Source organism: Pseudomonas sp. R4-35-07, assembly GCF_003852235.1.
Taxonomy (GTDB): domain Bacteria; phylum Pseudomonadota; class Gammaproteobacteria; order Pseudomonadales; family Pseudomonadaceae; genus Aquipseudomonas.
In genome coordinates this window covers 3,562,528-3,580,595 of record NZ_CP027732.1, presented here as the reverse complement: position 1 = coordinate 3,580,595, position 18,068 = coordinate 3,562,528, and the positions used below count along the sequence as shown (strand labels likewise).

The 18,068-nt window shown below is 61.7% G+C and carries 12 protein-coding genes; 5 read left to right on the top strand and 7 right to left on the bottom strand.

Going from position 1 to position 18,068, the window contains the following annotated elements; genetic code table 11:
- Positions 1 to 59 precede the first annotated feature (59 nt).
- Together C4J89_RS16305 and C4J89_RS16300 are read right to left on the bottom strand one after the other, a co-directional pair.
- Positions 60 to 1,664, bottom strand: coding sequence for a carboxyl transferase domain-containing protein (locus tag C4J89_RS16305; protein ID WP_124415018.1), 1,605 nt, complete (start codon positions 1,662 to 1,664; stop codon positions 60 to 62).
- A gap of 105 nt (positions 1,665 to 1,769) precedes the next feature.
- The gene (locus C4J89_RS16300; protein ID WP_124415017.1) at positions 1,770 to 2,933 is read right to left on the bottom strand and encodes an isovaleryl-CoA dehydrogenase; all 1,164 of its coding nucleotides are present in this window, start codon (positions 2,931 to 2,933) and stop codon (positions 1,770 to 1,772) included.
- Positions 2,934 to 3,083: 150 nt separating this feature from the next.
- Here C4J89_RS16300 and C4J89_RS16295 point away from each other — a divergent pair, with 150 nt between their 5' ends.
- Complete coding sequence (locus C4J89_RS16295; protein ID WP_124415016.1) at positions 3,084 to 4,715, top strand: AMP-binding protein; 1,632 nt, start codon at positions 3,084 to 3,086, stop codon at positions 4,713 to 4,715.
- Between the two features lie 675 nt (positions 4,716 to 5,390).
- Here C4J89_RS16295 and C4J89_RS16290 read toward each other — a convergent pair.
- From C4J89_RS16290 to C4J89_RS16280, 3 genes are all read right to left on the bottom strand, one after another.
- Positions 5,391 to 6,290 (bottom strand): hydroxymethylglutaryl-CoA lyase, encoded by a 900-nt coding sequence (locus C4J89_RS16290; protein ID WP_124415015.1) that lies wholly within the window; start codon positions 6,288 to 6,290, stop codon positions 5,391 to 5,393.
- 16 nt (positions 6,291 to 6,306) lie between these two features.
- The gene (locus tag C4J89_RS16285) at positions 6,307 to 6,699 is read right to left on the bottom strand and encodes a MerR family DNA-binding transcriptional regulator (RefSeq protein WP_124415014.1); all 393 of its coding nucleotides are present in this window, start codon (positions 6,697 to 6,699) and stop codon (positions 6,307 to 6,309) included.
- A 115-nt stretch (positions 6,700 to 6,814) separates the two neighbouring features.
- Entirely contained in the window at positions 6,815 to 7,750 is a 936-nt protein-coding gene (locus C4J89_RS16280; RefSeq protein WP_124404584.1) for a LysR family transcriptional regulator, read from the bottom strand.
- Positions 7,751 to 7,901: 151 nt separating this feature from the next.
- On the opposite strand from C4J89_RS16280, the gene C4J89_RS16275 reads away from it, so the two are divergent.
- Complete coding sequence (locus tag C4J89_RS16275; RefSeq protein ID WP_124363349.1) at positions 7,902 to 9,131, top strand: acyl-CoA dehydrogenase; 1,230 nt, start codon at positions 7,902 to 7,904, stop codon at positions 9,129 to 9,131.
- Positions 9,132 to 9,251: 120 nt separating this feature from the next.
- Here the strand turns inward: C4J89_RS16275 and C4J89_RS16270 are convergent, their stop codons facing one another.
- Entirely contained in the window at positions 9,252 to 10,583 is a 1,332-nt protein-coding gene (locus C4J89_RS16270) for a substrate-binding domain-containing protein (RefSeq protein WP_124415013.1), read from the bottom strand.
- Positions 10,584 to 10,781: 198 nt separating this feature from the next.
- A complete protein-coding gene (gene xthA, locus C4J89_RS16265; protein WP_124363347.1) occupies positions 10,782 to 11,594 on the bottom strand; it encodes an exodeoxyribonuclease III in 813 nt (270 codons plus the stop codon).
- Positions 11,595 to 11,763: 169 nt separating this feature from the next.
- On the opposite strand from xthA, the gene C4J89_RS16260 reads away from it, so the two are divergent.
- The 3 genes from C4J89_RS16260 to C4J89_RS16250 all read left to right on the top strand — a co-directional run bounded on the left by C4J89_RS16260 (position 11,764) and on the right by C4J89_RS16250 (position 17,892).
- On the top strand, positions 11,764 to 12,414 hold the full coding sequence (locus C4J89_RS16260; protein WP_124415012.1) for an N-acetyltransferase: 651 nt from the start codon (positions 11,764 to 11,766) through the stop codon (positions 12,412 to 12,414).
- Positions 12,415 to 12,478: 64 nt separating this feature from the next.
- The gene (locus C4J89_RS16255; RefSeq protein WP_124415011.1) at positions 12,479 to 14,206 is read left to right on the top strand and encodes an autotransporter assembly complex family protein; all 1,728 of its coding nucleotides are present in this window, start codon (positions 12,479 to 12,481) and stop codon (positions 14,204 to 14,206) included.
- Positions 14,206 to 17,892 (top strand): translocation/assembly module TamB domain-containing protein, encoded by a 3,687-nt coding sequence (locus tag C4J89_RS16250; RefSeq protein ID WP_124415010.1) that lies wholly within the window; start codon positions 14,206 to 14,208, stop codon positions 17,890 to 17,892. Before C4J89_RS16255 ends, C4J89_RS16250 begins: the two co-directional genes overlap by 1 nt.
- The last annotated feature ends 176 nt before the right edge of the window (positions 17,893 to 18,068 follow it).

The following is an 18,068-nucleotide window of genomic DNA, read 5'->3' as shown; positions in this document are numbered from 1 at the left end:
GGTATCCAGGATGCACGCGTTGACTGGACGTTTTTCGCGGGTGAGCTCGCTCCTACAGGTTACATGCGGAACACGCCGAAGCGGCTCGGCTCGATAGGGGCATTCAGCGCGGCGGACAACGCCAGGGCCAGCACATCGCGGGTCTGCAGCGGATCGATGACGCCGTCATCCCACAAGCGTGCGCTGGAATAATAGGGGTGGCCCTGGGTTTCATACTGGTCGAGGATCGGCTGCTTGATCGCCGCTTCATCGCTGGCACTGAATGCCAAGCCTGCGCGCTCTGCCTGCTCGCGCTTGACCTGCACCAGCACGCCCGCCGCCTGTTCGGCGCCCATCACGCCGATGCGTGCGTTGGGCCACATCCACAGGAAACGCGGGTCATAGGCGCGACCGCACATGCCGTAGTTACCGGCGCCGAAACTGCCGCCGATGATCACCGTGAACTTCGGTACCTTGGCACAGGCCACCGCCGTGACCAACTTGGCGCCATGCTTGGCGATACCGCCGGCTTCGTACTTCTGTCCGACCATGAAGCCGGTGATGTTCTGCAGGAACAGCAGTGGAATGCCGCGTTGGCAGGCCAGCTCGATAAAGTGCGCGCCTTTTTGCGCGGCTTCGGCGAACAGGATCCCGTTGTTGGCCAGGATCGCCACCGGATAGCCGTGCAGGTGCGCAAAGCCACAGACCAGGGTGGCGCCGAACAGCGCCTTGAACTCATCGAATACCGAACCGTCCACCAGCCGGGCGATCACTTCGCGCACGTCGAACGGCTGCTTGGCATCGGCCGGGATCACGCCGTAAAGCTCTTCGCTGCTGTACAGCGGCGCCACTGGCGGACGTTGGCGCAACTCACCCAGCTTGCGCCAATTGAGGTTGGCCACGCTGCGACGGGCCAGGGCCAGGGCGTGTTCATCGTTGTCGGCATAGTGGTCGGCCACGCCGGAAATCCTGCAGTGCACATCGGCACCGCCGAGGTCTTCGGCACTGACCACTTCGCCGGTGGCGGCCTTCACCAGCGGCGGGCCGGCGAGGAAGATAGTCGCTTGCTGGCGCACCATGATCGCTTCGTCGGCCATGGCCGGCACATACGCGCCACCGGCCGTGCACGAGCCCATCACCACGGCAATCTGCGGAATGCCCTGGGCGCTCATATTGGCCTGGTTGAAGAAAATTCGCCCGAAGTGCTCGCGGTCCGGGAACACTTCGTCCTGGCGCGGCAGGTTGGCTCCGCCGGAGTCCACCAGGTAAATGCACGGCAGGCGGTTCTGCTCGGCGATGGTCTGGGCGCGCAAGTGTTTTTTGACGGTCAGCGGGTAATAGGAGCCGCCTTTGACGGTGGCATCATTGGCGACGATCATGCATTCGACGCCTTCCACGCGGCCGATGCCGGCAATCACACCGGCGGCCGGCACGTCTTCGCCATACACCTGATGGGCGGCCAACTGGCTCAATTCGAGGAATGGCGAGCCGGGGTCGAGCAGGCGATCGATGCGCTCGCGCGGCAGCAGCTTGCCGCGTGAGGTGTGGCGTTCCTGGGCCTTGGCGCCGCCGCCTTGTTGTACCTGGGCGAGCAGGTTGTGCAGCGCGTCGACCTGTTGGCGCATCGCCGCGCTGTTGGCGATAAATTCCGCCGAGCGTGGGTTGAGCTGGGTGTGTAGAAGCATGGGCTACTCCGTAGCAGCTTTAAGTTTCGAGCTACAAGCTACAAGTTAGAAGCAAGAGCACCGTCCTCTTGCCACTTGAAGCTTGTCACTTGCCGCTGACGAAATTTATTTCGTCTCGTTAAACAGTTCGCGACCGATCAACATCCGTCGAATCTCACTGGTGCCGGCGCCGATTTCGTACAGCTTGGCGTCCCGCAGTAGGCGCCCAGCGGGGAATTCATTGATGTAGCCGTTGCCGCCCAGGATCTGGATCGCATCCAAGGCCATTTGCGTGGCGCGCTCGGCGCTGTAGAGGATCACCCCGGCCGCATCCTTGCGCGTGGTCTCGCCGCGCTCGCAGGCCTGGGCCACCGCGTAGAGGTAGGCGCGGCTGGCGTTGAGCTGGGTGTACATATCGGCGACCTTGCCCTGGATCAGCTGGAATTCGCCGATGCTCTGGCCGAACTGCTTGCGGTCGTGGATGTAGGGCACGATCAGGTCCATGCAGGCCTGCATGATGCCGGTGGGGCCGCCGGAGAGCACCACGCGCTCGTAATCGAGGCCGCTCATCAGCACTTTGACGCCGCCGTTGAGCACACCGAGGATATTTTGCTCGGGGACGTGCACGTCATCGAAAAACAGCTCGCAGGTGTTGGAGCCGCGCATGCCCAGCTTGTCGAACTTGTTGCTGCGGCTGAAGCCTTTCCAGTCACGCTCGACGATAAACGCGGTGATGCCGTGGGCACCCTTTTCCAGGTCGGTCTTGGCGTAGATCACGTAGGTGTGGGCATCGGGCCCGTTGGTGATCCAGGTCTTGCTGCCGTTGAGCACGTAAGCGTCACCCTGCTTGTCGGCGCGCAGTTTCATCGAAACCACGTCGGAGCCGGCATTCGGCTCGCTCATGGCCAGCGCGCCGATGTGCTCGCCGCTGATCAGCTTGGGCAGGTACTTGAGTTTTTGTTCGTGGCTGCCGTTGCGGTTGATCTGGTTGACGCACAGGTTGGAGTGAGCGCCATACGACAACGCCACCGAGGCCGAGCCACGGCTGATTTCTTCCATGCTCACCACGTGCGCCAAGTAACCCAGGCCGGCACCGCCGTACTCTTCCGGTACGGTGATACCCAGCAGGCCCATGTCACCAAACTTGCGCCACAGGTCGGCGGGGAACAGGTTGTCGATGTCGATCTGGGCCGCACGGGGTGAAATTTCCTTGGCCACGAAGGTCTGCACCTGGTCGCGCAGCATGTCGATGGTCTCACCGAGGGCGAAGTTCAGGGACGGGTAACTCATGGACAGGCACCTTAATGTGAGCTTTTGTTGTTGTGTCGGCGAGGCGCGGAGGAGGGCGCTCACCTTTACGTTAACGTAAGCTTGCGTTGAGGCGCTGTCAATCGTAGTTTACGTTTACGTCAACCTACAAAAAAGACAACAGGGGCCGTTATGGATCAAGCGAACCTGAGCTACAGCCGTGGCTCCCAGGACAAGACCTTGCTGGCCGAGACCATTGGCCAGGCCTTTGATCGTACTGTCGCGCGTTATCCCGAGGGTGAAGCGCTGGTGGTGCGTCATCAGGATTGCCGCTACACCTGGCAGCAACTGGCCGAGGCGGTGGAGGTGCATGCCCGGGCGTTCATGGCCATGGGCATGCAAGTCGGCGACCGCCTGGGTATCTGGGCGCCCAACTGCGCCGAATGGCTGATCTGCCAGGTGGCAAGCGCCAAACTCGGGGTGATCCTGGTCAATATCAACCCGGCCTATCGCAGCAGTGAATTGGAATATGTGCTCAAGCAATCCGGCTGCGCGTGGCTGGTGTTCGCCGGTTCGTTCAAGACCTCCGATTACCACGTCATGCTGCAAGCGCTCCAGCCCGACCTGCGCGCCATCGTCAGTCTCGACCCCGACCCGCCCGCAGGATTCCTGCCTTGGTCACACCTGTCGGCGTTGGCGGCGCAGGTTGCACCTGAACAACTGCACGCTCGCCAAGCCGGTCTGCACGCCGACCAACCGGTCAATATCCAGTACACCTCCGGCACCACCGGTTTCCCCAAGGGCGCCACCCTCAGTCACCTCAACATTCTCAATAACGGCTACATGGTTGGCCAAAGCCTCGGTCTTACGGCGCACGACCGCCTGGTGATCCCGGTGCCGCTTTACCATTGCTTCGGCATGGTGATGGGTAACCTCGGCTGCATCACCCACGGCACCACCATGATCTACCCCAATGACGGCTTCGACCCACTGCTCACGCTAACCGCCGTCGCCGAAGAACGCGCCACGGGCTTGTATGGCGTGCCGACCATGTTCATTGCGCTGCTCGATCACCCGCGCCTTGGCGAATTCGACTTATCCAGCCTGCGTACCGGAATCATGGCCGGGTCGACCTGCCCGATCGAGGTGATGCGACGCGTCATTGGCCAGTTGCACATGAGTGAAGTGCAGATCGCCTATGGCATGACCGAAACCAGCCCGGTGTCGTTGCAGACCGGCGCGGATGACGACCTGGAACGCCGCGTGACCACCGTGGGCCGCACTCAGCCGCAGCTGGAAAACAAGATCATCGACGCTGACGGCAACACGGTGCCACGCGGTGAGACAGGCGAACTGTGCACGCGCGGCTACAGCGTGATGCTCGGCTACTGGAACAACCCCGAGGGCACCCGCGATGCTATCGACGCGGAGGGCTGGATGCACACCGGTGACCTGGCAACCATGGACGAGCATGGCTATGTGTGCATCGCCGGGCGCAACAAGGACATGATCATTCGCGGTGGCGAGAACGTGTATCCACGCGAGCTTGAGGAGTTTTTCTTCACCCATCCGGCAGTGGCCGATGTGCAGGTCATCGGTATTCCCGATGAGCGCTACGGTGAGGAAATTGTCGCCTGGATCAAACTCCACCCAGGCCATGTGGCGAGCGAACTGGAACTGCAAACCTGGTGCAAGGGCCGCATTGCGCACTTCAAGACGCCCCGGCACTTCAAGTTCGTAGACGCGTTTCCAATGACGGTGACGGGCAAGATCCAGAAATTCCGCATGCGCGAAATCTCGATTGAAGAGCTCCAGGCGCGCTAGATCGTTCCCACGCTCTGCGTGGGAATGCAGCCCCTGACGCTCTGCGTCACCTTAGCGTAGTAGCCGAAATGTGCAGCGGCTGGCGCGACGCGGAGCGTCACAGGAAGCGTTCCCACGCAGAGCGTGGGAACGATCAGCCAGAAAGCACAAAGGGGACCCGAAGGTCCCCTTTAATTTGTCGTTGCGTGCTCTTTTTTTATTATTGAGGGGCGGTCTATTGTTGTTTTTGGCAACCGTTACCCTTTACCGCTGTTTTGGCGACCCCCATCCGGGGTCAAGAGCAAACGTATTTTTTTGAACGCTGATCTGCTTCTTCGTAAACGATCCAACCAGTGGGTAGCTACCTGAGGTAGTTTTATTTTTCTCTGACCGGTTGCGGGTTTCGGCATGCCGTACCCTGCGAAGCACATCTTCTCCAAAAAAATCTGTTAGCTGCGTCTCTGCCGTGTTGTTTTTGTTATGTCAGAGTCGTTTCGTCTTATTTTTATTAGGTTTGGCGCTTTTTATTTTTGTTATGCGGTAGAGATAGCAGAAGCCGTGCCAACTTTTTAAAGTCCTTTAAAATCAATACCTTGATTTTTCAGCAGGTTATATCTTTCAAAAAATGCGCCGGATTTTGTTCCCTCGTTACCCGCTGTGTCAGCGTGCGGTAACACATTGTCACATCCGTGCTACTCAACCGGCGTTACGCGCCTTCGCCACCCGTGAGCCGCTCGCCCGTCCCAGCACCTGGCTGATGTGCTGGCCGGCGTCAATCAAGCGTTCCAGGTCGATACCCGTGTCGATCCCCAGCCCATTGAGCAGGTACACCACATCCTCGGTGGCGACGTTACCGCTCGCGCCCTTGGCATAAGGGCAGCCGCCAAGGCCCGCGATAGAGCTGTCGAATACCTGGATACCTTCCAGCAGGCTGGCGTAGATATTGGCGATCGCCTGGCCGTAGGTGTCATGGAAATGCCCTGCGAGCTTGTCGCGCGGCACCTGTGCACCGACCACCTCGAACAGCTGCCGGGTCGCGCCAGCCGTGCCGGTGCCGATGGTGTCGCCCAGGGACACTTCATAGCAGCCCATCGCATACAGTTCGCGGGCGACCGCCGCGACCTGCTGCGCGGCGATTTCGCCTTCATAGGGGCAACCCAACACACACGACACATACCCGCGCACGCTGACCCCATGCTGCCGGGCCGCCGCCATGATCGGAGCAAACCGCTCCAGGCTCTCGCTGATGGAGCAGTTGATATTGCGTTGGGAAAACGCTTCGGACGCCGCCGCAAATACCGCGACTTCCTTGACCCCGGCCGCCAGCGCATCTTCAAAGCCGCGCAGGTTCGGCGCCAGCGCACCGTAGGTGACGCCAGGCTTGCGCTGGATCTGCGCGAACACCTCGGCGGAGCCGGCCATCTGCGGCACCCATTTGGGCGACACGAAACTGCCGACCTCGATGTAGCTCAAGCCGGCGCCGCTCAAGGCGTCCACCAACCGCACCTTGTCGGCCACGCTGATCGGTTGGGCTTCGTTCTGCAAACCGTCGCGCGGGCCGACTTCCACCAGGCGAACGTGTGAGGGGAGGGACATGGCGGTTACCTTCTGATCAATGGCCGGCCTGGCTCATGGTCTGTGCCAGGGCCTGGGTGCAGCGCTCTTCGGCGGTGTCCAGTTCCAGCTTCATCTGTTCGATATCCAGCAACTGTTGCTCGAGCTGCTCGCGGCGTTCAGCGATTTTTGCGAGCATGCTGTTGAGTTGGATATGGTTGCCGCTGGTGGGGTCATAGAGTTCGATCAGCTCACGGCATTCGGCCAGGGAGAAGCCGATGCGCTTGCCGCGCAGAATCAGCTTGAGGCTGACCTTGTCCCGCGCCGAATAGATACGCTCCTGGCCTCGACGCTCCGGGGCCAGCAGGCCTTGTTCCTCATAGAAGCGAATGGCGCGGGTGGTGATATCGAGCTCGCGGGCTAGGTCGGAGATGCTGTAGGTGGTGCTCATGGCGGTGCTCAGGAAGGTCTTGACGCTAAGCTAATGTCAGGTTGACGTGAACGTCAAGGGCCTGCTGCGCAGGCCATCGGGGGCAAGCCCCCTCCCACAAGGGAACTCGGCTACCTCAGGCCTGTTGTTTATCCAGCTTTTTCTCGTGGGCCGTTACCTGCTGGCACAACTCGATCATCTGCTCGCGCATCCAGCGGTTGGCCGGGTCCTGGTCGGTGCTTTCGTGCCAGTACAGGTGGGTTTCCACCGCTGGCACATCATTGACCGGCAGGTTGAACCAGTGCAGTTCATGGCGGCGGGCGAAGCGTTCGGGCACGGTCATGACCATGTCGGTTTGCTGCAATACCTGCGACGCCATCAGGTAGTGCTGGGAGCGCAGGGCGATCTTGCGCTGGATGCCCATCTTGCCCAGGGCCAGGTCGACATGGCCCAGCCCGTTGCGGCGGCTGGAAATATGGATATGGGTCAGGGACAGGTAGTCATCCAGGCTGAATTTGTCCTTGCCTGCCATCGGGTGGCCCTTGCGCATGGCGCATACGTAGCGGTCTTCCATCAGCTTGACGTGGCGCACCTGCGGGTCGGTGTTGAGCGGCGCATCCACGGCAAAGTCCAGGCGCCCGGCGGCCAGCTCCTTGGTGGTTTCGCGGCGTTTGGACAAAAAGCTCTCGATGACCACCGTCGGTGCCAGGCGACGCAGGCGCTGGAACAGCGCTGGCAGAATGACCGCTTCGGTCAGGTCGGTCATGCTGATGCGATAGGTCTTGGCCGCCTGTTGCGGATTGAAAATCCGGCTCTCCTGCACTGAAACCCGCAGCAACGACAACGCATTGCGCACCGGGCCGATGATGTTCTGTGCCATCGGCGTGGGCACCATGCCCTGGGCGGTGCGCACGAACAGCGGGTCGTTGAAGGTCTCGCGCAGGCGTGCCAGGGCGTTGGACACCGCCGGCTGGGTGATGCCGACAATCTGCCCGGCGCGGGTCAGGTTGGCTTCGGTATAGATCGCGTCAAAGACGATAAAGAGGTTGAGGTCGACCTTGCTCAGATTCATGTCGTTGCACTCTTATTGTTAGGTATTCATACGCCGATCATATATCGGTGATGAATGTTAATACACGCCGAGAATAGGCTAGGTAAATTATCAGCGCTGTTCTAGCATCGATTGCATGACCTAAACAACCTCTCAGAGAAGGGAGCTGCTCATGGATTTCGCCTATTCGCCCAAGGTTCAGGAACTGCGTGAACGCGTCAGCGCATTCATGGACGCTTACGTCTACCCGGCCGAGCCGGTGTTCGAACGCCAGGTCAGCGAAGGCGACCGCTGGCAGCCCACCGCGATCATGGAAGAACTCAAAGCCCGGGCGAAAGCCGAAGGGTTGTGGAACCTGTTCCTGCCGGAATCCGAGCTGGGCGCCGGCCTGAGCAACCTCGAATATGCACCGCTGGCCGAAATCATGGGCCGCTCGCTGTTGGGTCCGGAACCGTTCAACTGCTCCGCCCCCGACACCGGCAATATGGAAGTGCTGGTGCGCTACGCCAATGAAGAGCAGAAACAACGCTGGCTTGAACCGCTGCTGCGCGGTGAGATTCGTTCCGCCTTCGCCATGACCGAACCGGACGTGGCCTCCTCGGACGCCACCAACATGGCCGCTCGCGCCGAACGCCAGGGCGATGAATGGGTGATCAACGGCAAGAAGTGGTGGACCTCCGGCGCCTGCGACCCGCGCTGCAAGATCCTGATCTTCATGGGCCTGAGCAACCCGGATGCGCCACGCCACCAACAGCATTCGATGATTCTGGTACCGGTGGACACCCCCGGCGTAAAAATCCTGCGCCCGCTGCCGGTGTTCGGCTACGACGACGCGCCCCACGGCCACGCCGAAGTGCTGTTCGACAACGTGCGCGTGCCTTACGAAAATGTGCTGTTGGGTGAAGGCCGTGGGTTTGAGATTGCCCAGGGCCGCCTTGGCCCTGGGCGTATCCACCACTGCATGCGCTCCATCGGCATGGCTGAGCGCGCGTTGGAATTGATGTGCAAGCGCTCGGTCAGCCGCAGCGCGTTCGGCAAGCCGCTGGCGCGCCTGGGGGGCAATATCGACAAGATCGCCGACTCGCGCATGGAGATTGATATGGCGCGGCTGCTGACCTTGAAAGCGGCGTACATGATGGACACCGTGGGGAATAAAGTCGCCAAAAGCGAAATCGCCCAGATCAAGGTGGTCGCGCCGAACGTGGCGCTGAAGGTGATCGACCGTGCGATCCAGATTCACGGCGGCGCCGGCGTTTCCAACGACTTTCCGCTGGCCTATATGTACGCCATGCAACGCACCCTGCGCCTGGCCGACGGCCCGGACGAAGTGCACCGTGCGGCGATCGGCAAGTTCGAGATTGGCAAGTATGTGCCCAAGGAGCTGATGCGGGGCGGGCAGTAACACCGCGTCGCCTGCCATCGGGAGCAAGCCCCCTCCCACATTTGAATTGTGAATACCGTCAAATTGTGGGAGGGGGCTTGCTCCCGATGAGGCCAGTCCAAGCACCACAAACCCCAAGATTCAGTACACCCAAACCTCCACCCGCCGATTCTTGATCCGCCCCTCATCCTCAGTATTTGCCGCCACCGGCATCTGCGCGCCAAACCCGCGAATATCGCGCAGCACCACGCCGCTTTTCACCAGTTCCCTGCGCACCGCCATGGCCCGCAACTTGGACAGCAAGGCCGCCCGCTGCGGATCATTCTTGGCATCGCCAAAGCCCACCAGCGTCACCTGTTTGTGCAGTTTGCCGTGGCTTTGCAGATACGCCACCACCCGCTGCACGTCCTGGCGCGCCTTGTTGTCCAGGCTGGCGCTGCCTTCCTCGAAACGAAAATTCACCGTCAAGCGCTGGGCGTTGCGCGCAATCGCCTGATACGCCTCGGGCATCGAGGCGCGTGGGGCTACGCCAATCGCCTGCACGTGCTGGGCGACAAAGCCGTTGGCCGCCACGATCGCCTGGCCCTGATCGCTTTGAGCAAAGTCCACCAAGGCCTTGGCCCAGGGATTACGCGTCGCCGGCGGCAAATAAAAGTACAGCCGCCGTGACAGCGGGTAATCCTCGGTGGCGATCAGGCTGTTCAGCGCCGGCATCGGTTGCGAGTCGCCATCGACAATCGCCACGGTCTTGGCTTGGCGTACGTAGGGCAGGCCGATAAAACCGATGCCTTGGGGGTCTTGGCTGACCGCATCGGACAGCGCTTCGCTGGACTCGAAACGCTGGGCTGACGCGGCCAGCGGTTTGCCGCGTCGGTTCAGCACCAGCTCCTTGAAGGTGTCATAGGTGCCGGACTGATCGTCCCGCGCGTACAGGTGAATGGCACCGCCACTGCCGCCGAGTGTTTCCCAGGTGCTGATTTCGCCATTGAAAATCTGCGCCAGTTGCTCGGTGTTGAGGGTGTTCAGCGGATTACGCGAGTTAAGGATCATCGCCAAGCCGTCAATAGCGATCACGTGTTCGGCGCCGGCGCTTTTCAGGTCGCCCAGGGACTCGAGGTCAACCAATTCGCCGTCGTTGATCGGACGGGACGAGGCGGCCAGGTCGGCGCTGTGGTTTTTCAGCGCGGCAAACCCGGTGCTGGAACCATGGGCGGCGACGTCGACCCTCACGGTCTTGCCCTCACGGGTCTTGCCGGTCACACGCTGTTCATTGGCGCTCTCGGCGGGTTCGCTGTGCACGCCTTGCAAACCCTGCTGCTCCATCAAGCCGCTGACCAATGCCGGGACCAAACCCGCGCCAATGGTGTTGGAGCCCTGGATGCGCAATGCCGAGCCTTGATCAGGCAGGGGCAGCGGGGCGGACATCGCGAAGAAAGGGAAAAGGGCCAGCAGTAACAGAGCGCGCAGCATCATGCCGACACCTTCGTCAGCCAAAGGGAGTGCCGGGAGATTAAGTCAGGGGGATTACAGCAATGTGACTGACACGCCATGGGTCAAAATGTGGGAGGGGGCTTGCTCCCGATGGCGGTGTATCAGTGCCAGATCGGCTGACTGACACACTGCTATCGGGGGCAAGCCCCCTCCCACATTGACCGGGTAGAGTCAGCGAAATCAGCTCAGCTCCAACCAGATCGGCGCATGGTCCGATGGTTTTTCCAATGCGCGCAAATCGTAATCCACTCCCGCGTCCTTGAGCCGAGGCACCAGGCCGGTGGACGCCATGATCACGTCGATGCGCAGCCCACGCTTGGGCTCATCCTCAAAGCCACGGCTGCGGTAATCGAACCAGCTGAAGCGGTCGGTCACCTCAGGATTCAAGTGCCGGAAGCTGTCCACCAGGCCCCAGTTTTTCAGGCGGGCCATCCATTCGCGCTCTTCCGGCAGGAAGCTGCACTTGCCGGTTTTCAGCCAGCGTTTGGCATTGTCGGCGCCGATGCCGATGTCGCAGTCCTGCGGGGAAATATTCACGTCGCCCATCACCACCAGTGCCTGGTCATTGCTGAACTGGCTTTCCAACAGCTGTTGCAGGTCTTCATAGAAGCGCTGCTTGGCCGGGAATTTGGTGGGGTGGTCGCGGCTTTCGCCTTGGGGGAAGTAGCCGTTCATGACAGTGACCGGGTGGCCGTTCTCGTCGGCGAAGGTGCCCCAGATGAAACGGCGCTGGGCGTCTTCTTCATCGCTGGCAAAGCCTTTGTGCAGGCTCAACGCCTCTTTGCGCGAGAGCAGGGCCACGCCGTAATGGCCTTTCTGGCCATGGTAATAAACGTGATAGCCCAGCGCCTGGACTTCGGCCAACGGGAACTGGTCATCGTGGACCTTGGTTTCCTGCAGGCCGATGACATCCGGTTGATGCTTTTCAATCAGCGCCGCCAGCTGATGAGGGCGGGCACGCAGCCCGTTGATATTGAAGGAGACGATTTTCATGGTCGGCAGTCCAATCTGGCAAAAGGGCGATGCTAGCCGACAAGTCGGACGGGGGCCAGCGTGGCGGTAGGGCGCATGCGCTGCTAATGTCTGGGAACGACTGGCGCTGCGCAGGTTCGTACCCATAAGAACGCCACCTCTTTGAGTGGCGTCCAGGAGATTGACTGTTATGCCTGACACTTCGACGGCCGCTGCCGAAATTCGTGTGCTCAATAGCGGCTATTCCCGCGAAGCGCGTTCCCTGCTGTACCAGGCCTACCGTCACGAACCGACCTTCGCCTACATCTTCGAAGCCGAGCGCTCCGGTTATGAACAGCGGGTGCGCGCCACCGTGCGCGAGCTGGTCAAGCAGCATTTCTTCCAGAAGCTTCCGGCCATTGGCCTGTTCGTCGACGACCGTTTGGTCGGCGTTGCCCTGATCGCCCCGCCGCAACGGCGCCTGGGCATCACCGAGAGCTGGGCCTGGCAAATCCGCATGTGGCTGAGCACCGGGGTACGCGGCACGCGGCGTTACCTTGAATACCATCAGGCCGTCCTGGCGTGCCTGCCCAGCGAGTCGGTGCATGTGTTGCCATTGCTGGGCATTCACCCGCAGTTGCAGGGCCATCACTACGGCGAACAATTGCTTGAAGCGGTTCACAATTGGTGCGCCGAAGACCCGCATTCATCGGGCGTGGTGCTCGACACGGGCAATTCCCGTTACCTGGAGTTCTATAAGCGCCAGGGCTATGAGGAAATCGGTGAAATTGCCGTAGGACCTGTGCTGGAGCATGTGTTTTTCCATCCCAACCCCCAGCCGTTAAGTGCTGCAGCGACTTGAGACAGAATTATTCAGACAAATCCGGGTTCAAAGTTCCTCTCTCGCTCGTGTAGCATCCGCGCCTATGAAGTTTCCAGGAAGATTTACCAGCGGCTTGATCCTGCTGTTCACAAGCTGCGGCGCATGGGCGCAAAGCGAATTGGACGTGCGGATCAAGCCCTCTAACGACGCACTGAAAGCCAACATCGAAGGCTACATCGGCGGGGTGGGCGATCGTGATGAAGAAGCGCTGCTGCGGTTCAGCCGTGGCGCCGAGGAGCAGGCGCGCAAAGCGGCCCAGGCCCTGGGCTTCTATCAGCCACAGATCGCCAGCGATGTGCAGGGCGGCAAGAACCCGCGCCTGATCCTCACCATCGACCCCGGCGAGCCCGTGCATTTGCGCAACGTCACCCTGCGGGTCGACGGCCCGGCGGCGAACCTCAAGGCGTTTCGCGTGCCTGCCAGTGACGATCTCAAGCCCGGGGCGGTGCTCAACCACGGCCATTACGACGATGCCAAGCGTCTGATCCAGAACCAGGCATCGCGCTACGGTTTTTTCAGCGGGCGCTTCACGCGTCAGACACTCTCCGTCGATCCCCAGGCGGGCGTCGCCGATATCGAGCTGGTTTACGACAGCGGCCCACGCTACAGCATGGGCAAGGTCAGCTTTAGCGGCGACACTCCATTCGATGAAGAACTTCTGCAACGCATGGTGCCCTTTGAAAGTGGCACCCCTTACGACTCCGAACTGATCGCCGAACTCAACCAGAACCTGCAAGGCAGTGGCTTCTTCGACAGCGTGCGCGTGGACGCCAGCCCCACGGCCTCGACCAATGACGTGATTCCGGTGGCCGTGCAACTGGACACGCGCAAGCCACGCACGATGGGCCTGGGCCTGGGTTTTTCGACGGATGTGGGCCCGCGCGGCAAGGCCAACTGGACGCGCCACTGGGTCAATCCCCAGGGCCACAGTTATGGCTGGGAGGCCGAGCTTTCGGCGCCACGCCAGAACGTCGGCCTGTGGTATGACGTCCCGCTCGACCCACCGCTCACCGACAAACTGCGCTTCGCCGGCGGTTACCAGAATGAAGAGCTGGCCAACACCGACACCCTGAGCAAGCTGCTCACCGTCGGGCCCGAATGGCACAGTAAATTGCCCAGCGGCTGGACACGGGTTATCTCGCTCAAATACCAGCGTGAAGAATACCGCCTGGGCAATGACTCGGGCCTGAGCAACCTGGTGATGCCGGGGATCAGTTACTCCTACCTGCGCAGCGACAACCGTATCGATCCGCACAACGGTTATCGCCTGATGTTCGACAGCAAGGTCGCCAAGGAAGGGCTCGGTTCCGACACCAATCTGCTGTACGGCACGGCCACGATCAAGGGCTTGACCACCTTGTGGGATAACCACCGGTTCCTGGGCCGCGCACAAGTGGGCGGCAGCGCCACCAACGGCTACCAGTCGGTGCCGCCGTCGCTGCGCTTCTTTGCCGGTGGCGACCAGAGCGTGCGCGGCTATGAATACCAGACCCTGTCACCGGAAAACGATCGCGGTGACCGCATCGGCGGCCGCTATATGGTGGCGCTGAGTGCCGAGTACCAATATTCCATCGCCGACAAATGGCGGATCGCGACGTTTATCGACCAGGGCAACTCGTTCAATACCCTGGAAATGCCCAGCCTGAAAACCGGTGTCGGTGTGGGCGTGCGCTGGGTCTCGCCGGTTGGCCCGATCCGCCTCGACTTGGCCCATGCCCTGGAAGACCCGGGCGGTATTCGATTGCACTTTTCCATGGGGCCTGAGCTGTGATGCGTGGTTTGAAAATAGCGGGGCTGGTCCTGATGGCCATCCTCGCGGTGGCGGTGTTGGCGCTGTGGTCGGTACTCGGAACCCAGGCGGGCAGTCGCTGGGCACTGGGCCAGGTGCCGGGTTTGAGCCTGGAAAACTTCCAGGGGCGCCTGGGCGGACAGTGGAGCGCCGATCACCTGCTATGGCAGCAAGACAGCAGCCGCGTCGAGCTTTATGCGCCCAAGTTCGAGTGGTCGCCGGGGTGCCTGTTGCGTATGACCCTGTGTATCGATCGCCTGGATGTGGAGCGGGTCAGCCTGCAATTTCCCCCCAGTGCCGAAGCGAGCAGCAGCGGGCCCATCGCGTTGCCCGACCTGAAGCTGCCGCTGGCCATCCAGCTGGGCGACGTTCGCGTCGGTAGCCTGTTGTTCAACGGCAGCGAAGAACTCAAGGGCCTGCAACTGGCGGCGCACTGGACCTCCGCGGGTATGCAGATCGACGCCGTGCACCTGCAACGCGACGGCCTGGTGCTGGACCTCGCCGGCCTGCTGCAACCCGTCGGCGACTGGCCTTTGACGGCCAGCGGTAATCTCAGCCTGCCTTACGCCCCGGGCGGCGCACCTTGGACGGTGGCCCTCAAGGTCGATGGCGACTTGCTCAAGACCCTCAAGCTCGACGCCGACAGCAGCGGTTATCTGCCGGCCAAGCTCAGCGGCGAGTTGCAGCCGCTGGTGGACAATCTGCCGGCGCAATTGCGCATCACCGCAGACGCCTTCAAACCCAGCGCCGACCTGCCCGACACCTTGCAACTCAATCAATTGGACCTGAGCGCCAAGGGCGACCTGAAACACGGTTACCAATTGCTGGGCAAAGCGCTGCTACCGGCGGAAAAAGGCCCGGTGGACCTGCTGCTGCAAGGCAAGGTCGACGCCAAGGGCGCACAGATCGCCGGCCTGGACCTGACGGCCGGCGACCAGCAAAGCCTCAAGCTCAGCGCCAACCTGGACTGGCAACAAGGCTTCAGCGCCGACGCCAAGGTCGCCTGGCTGGACTTCCCCTGGCATCGCCTGTATCCGCTGATCGACGAACCGCAGGTGACCTTGCGCACCTTCAACGGCGAAGTTTCCTATAAAGACGGCAACTACCTGGGCAACCTCAAGGCCGATCTCGACGGCCCGGCGGGCAAGTTCAACGTGGTTACACCGTTCAGTGGCGACCTCAAGCAAATCTTCCTGCCCGAGCTCAAGTTGACAGCGGGCCAGGGCAAGGCCGAAGGCCGTTTGAGCGTACAGTTCGCGGACGGCATCGCCTGGGACACCGCGTTGGATTTGACCGCGTTGAACCCGGCCTATTGGGTCGCCGAATTGCCCGGCACCCTGGCCGGGCCGCTGCGCAGCAAAGGCGAATTCAAGAACGAGCAACTCAAGCTCAACGCCGACCTTGACCTCAAGGGCCGTCTGCGCGGGCAAACCGCCGTGCTGGCCGCCAAGGCCGAAGGCGCGGGCGAACAATGGACCCTCGCCAACCTGGACATCCGTCTGGGCGACAACCGTATCAGCGGCAGTGGCAGCCTGCAGCAGCGCCTGGCCGGGCAGATCGACATCAAGCTGGCCCGCCTGGCCCAGCTCTGGCCGCAACTGCGTGGGCAGATCAACGGCCGCGTCGATGTGGCCGGTACCCTGAAGGCGCCGCAAGGCAAGCTCAACCTCAAGGGCCAGCAACTGGCATTGGCCGACAACCGCCTGCAAAACCTCAGCCTCGACGCGACACTGGACAGCGCCCAGCACGCCAGGATCGACCTCAAGGGCAGCGGCATCCACAGCGGCGAGACCCAGCTCGGCACCCTCACCGCCAGCGCCCAGGGTGATATCAAGAGCCAGAAGGTCCAGCTGGACCTGGCCGGTCCTTTGCTCAAGCTGGCCCTGGCCCTGGACGGCAACCTCGATAAAGGCAACTGGCGCGGGCGCTTGGCCAGCGGCGACGTGCAAGCGGGTGGCCAGGACTGGAGGCTGCAAGCCCCGGCGAAAATCGAGCGCATGGCCGATGGCAAGCTGACCTTTGCCGCCCATTGCTGGGTGTCCGGTGGCGCCAGCCTGTGCGGCGAAGACCAGCGCCTGATGCCCGAGCCGAAGCTGCGGTACCACCTCAAGCAATTCCCCCTCGACAGCCTCGCGGGCTTTTTGCCCAAAGACTTCGCCTGGCAGGGCAGGCTCAATGCCGACGTGCAGCTCGATCTGCCGGCCAGCGGCCCCAAAGGCGTGGTGTCGGTGGACGCCGGTGGCGGCACCCTGCGCGTCAAGGACAAGAATCAGTGGTTGGATTTCTCGTACGACACCCTCAAGCTGGAAACCACCCTCAACCCCAAGCGTATCGACACCCAGTTGAACTTCCGTGGCGGCAAGCTCGGCGAGTTGCTGTTGCAGGCGCAGATCAACCCGTTGCCGGCCAACAAGCCGATCACCGGCAATTTCAGCCTGACCGGGCTGGACCTGGCGGTGGCACGGCCGTTTGTGCCGATGGTGGAAAAACTCAGCGGCAAGCTCAATGGCAATGGGCGGATTTCCGGCGGCCTGCTCGCACCCCAGGTCAACGGCAGCGTCAATCTGGTCGATGGCGAAATCTCCGGGCCTGAACTGCCGGTGAGCCTGGAAGGCCTGAACGTGCAGGCGCTGATTGCCGGCGAAAGCGTGCAGCTCAATGGCGCCTGGCACAGTGGCAAGGCCGGGCAGGGCAGCCTCAAGGGCCAGATCGACTGGGGCCGCGCGCTGGTGGTGGACCTGAGCCTCAAGGGTTCGCAACTGCCGGTGACGGTCGAGCCCTATGCCGTATTGGAAGTGGCGCCCGACCTGAAGATCAGCCTCAAGGACGACAAGCTGGCGATTGCCGGCAAGGTGCACATCCCGCGCGGCGATATCACCGTGCGCGAGCTGCCGCCGTCGACGGTCAAGGTGTCCGATGATACGGTGATCGTCGGCAGCCAGACCGAAGAGGGCAAACCGCCGATGGCGATGGCCATGGATATCGACGTGGAGGTGGGCGAAGACCAACTCAACTTCGCCGGCTTTGGCCTCACCGCCAAAGTGCAAGGCCATGTGCATATCGGTGACAACATGGACACCCGTGGCGAACTGTGGCTCAACGATGGTCGTTACCGGGCCTACGGCCAGCGCCTGAATGTGCGCCGTGCGCGCCTGTTGTTCGCCGGGCCGTTGGATCAGCCGTTCCTGGATATCGAGGCGGTACGCGTGACCACCGAGTCTTCCCGCACGGTCACCGCCGGCATTCGGTTGAGCGGCAGTGCCGAGCAGCCGACCACGCAGATCTTCTCCGAGCCCGCCATGGCCCAGGAGGACGCGTTGTCCTACCTGGTGCTGGGGCGTTCGCGCACCAACAACGGTGAAGACAACAACATGCTCGCCGAAGCCGCCCTGGGCCTGGGCCTGATGGGCAGCGCCGGGGTGACCTCAGACATCGCCACCAAGTTGGGTATCCAGGATTTCGACCTGGATACCCAAGGCAGCGGCAACAGCACGGCGGTGGTGGCCAGCGGCAAGATCAACGAAAAACTCAGCCTGCGTTACGGGGTTGGGGTGTTCGAACCGGCCAACACCATCGCGTTGCGCTACCTGCTGAGCAAGAAGGTGTACCTGGAAGTGGCCACCGGCGTGGCCAGTTCGCTGGACATCTTCTACAAGCGCGATTTCTAAGCATCGCACGGTCAAAAATGTGGGAGGGGGCTTGCCCCCGATAGCAGTGTGTCAGTCAGCTAATCTGTACCTGACCCACCGCTATCGGGAGCAAGCCCCCTCCCACATTGGTATGTGTTTCACTCAAGTTTTCATGTGATTACCAAGCAACCTAACTATTCCATTTGACATTCGCT

Excerpts from the sequence above, each read along its gene's own strand:
- C4J89_RS16280 (WP_124404584.1), bottom strand. The coding sequence starts at position 7,750 with ATGAATCTGAGCAAGGTCGACCTCAACCTCTTTATCGTCTTTGACGCG.
- C4J89_RS16275 (WP_124363349.1), top strand. The coding sequence starts at position 7,902 with ATGGATTTCGCCTATTCGCCCAAGGTTCAGGAACTGCGTGAACGCGTC.
- C4J89_RS16270 (WP_124415013.1), bottom strand. The coding sequence starts at position 10,583 with ATGATGCTGCGCGCTCTGTTACTGCTGGCCCTTTTCCCTTTCTTCGCG.
- C4J89_RS16260 (WP_124415012.1), top strand. The coding sequence starts at position 11,764 with ATGCCTGACACTTCGACGGCCGCTGCCGAAATTCGTGTGCTCAATAGC.
- C4J89_RS16290 (WP_124415015.1), bottom strand. The coding sequence starts at position 6,290 with ATGTCCCTCCCCTCACACGTTCGCCTGGTGGAAGTCGGCCCGCGCGAC.
- xthA (WP_124363347.1), bottom strand. The coding sequence starts at position 11,594 with ATGAAAATCGTCTCCTTCAATATCAACGGGCTGCGTGCCCGCCCTCAT.
- C4J89_RS16255 (WP_124415011.1), top strand. The coding sequence starts at position 12,479 with ATGAAGTTTCCAGGAAGATTTACCAGCGGCTTGATCCTGCTGTTCACA.
- C4J89_RS16250 (WP_124415010.1), top strand. The coding sequence starts at position 14,206 with ATGCGTGGTTTGAAAATAGCGGGGCTGGTCCTGATGGCCATCCTCGCG.
- C4J89_RS16285 (WP_124415014.1), bottom strand. The coding sequence starts at position 6,699 with ATGAGCACCACCTACAGCATCTCCGACCTAGCCCGCGAGCTCGATATC.
- C4J89_RS16305 (WP_124415018.1), bottom strand. The coding sequence starts at position 1,664 with ATGCTTCTACACACCCAGCTCAACCCACGCTCGGCGGAATTTATCGCC.
- C4J89_RS16295 (WP_124415016.1), top strand. The coding sequence starts at position 3,084 with ATGGATCAAGCGAACCTGAGCTACAGCCGTGGCTCCCAGGACAAGACC.
- C4J89_RS16300 (WP_124415017.1), bottom strand. The coding sequence starts at position 2,933 with ATGAGTTACCCGTCCCTGAACTTCGCCCTCGGTGAGACCATCGACATG.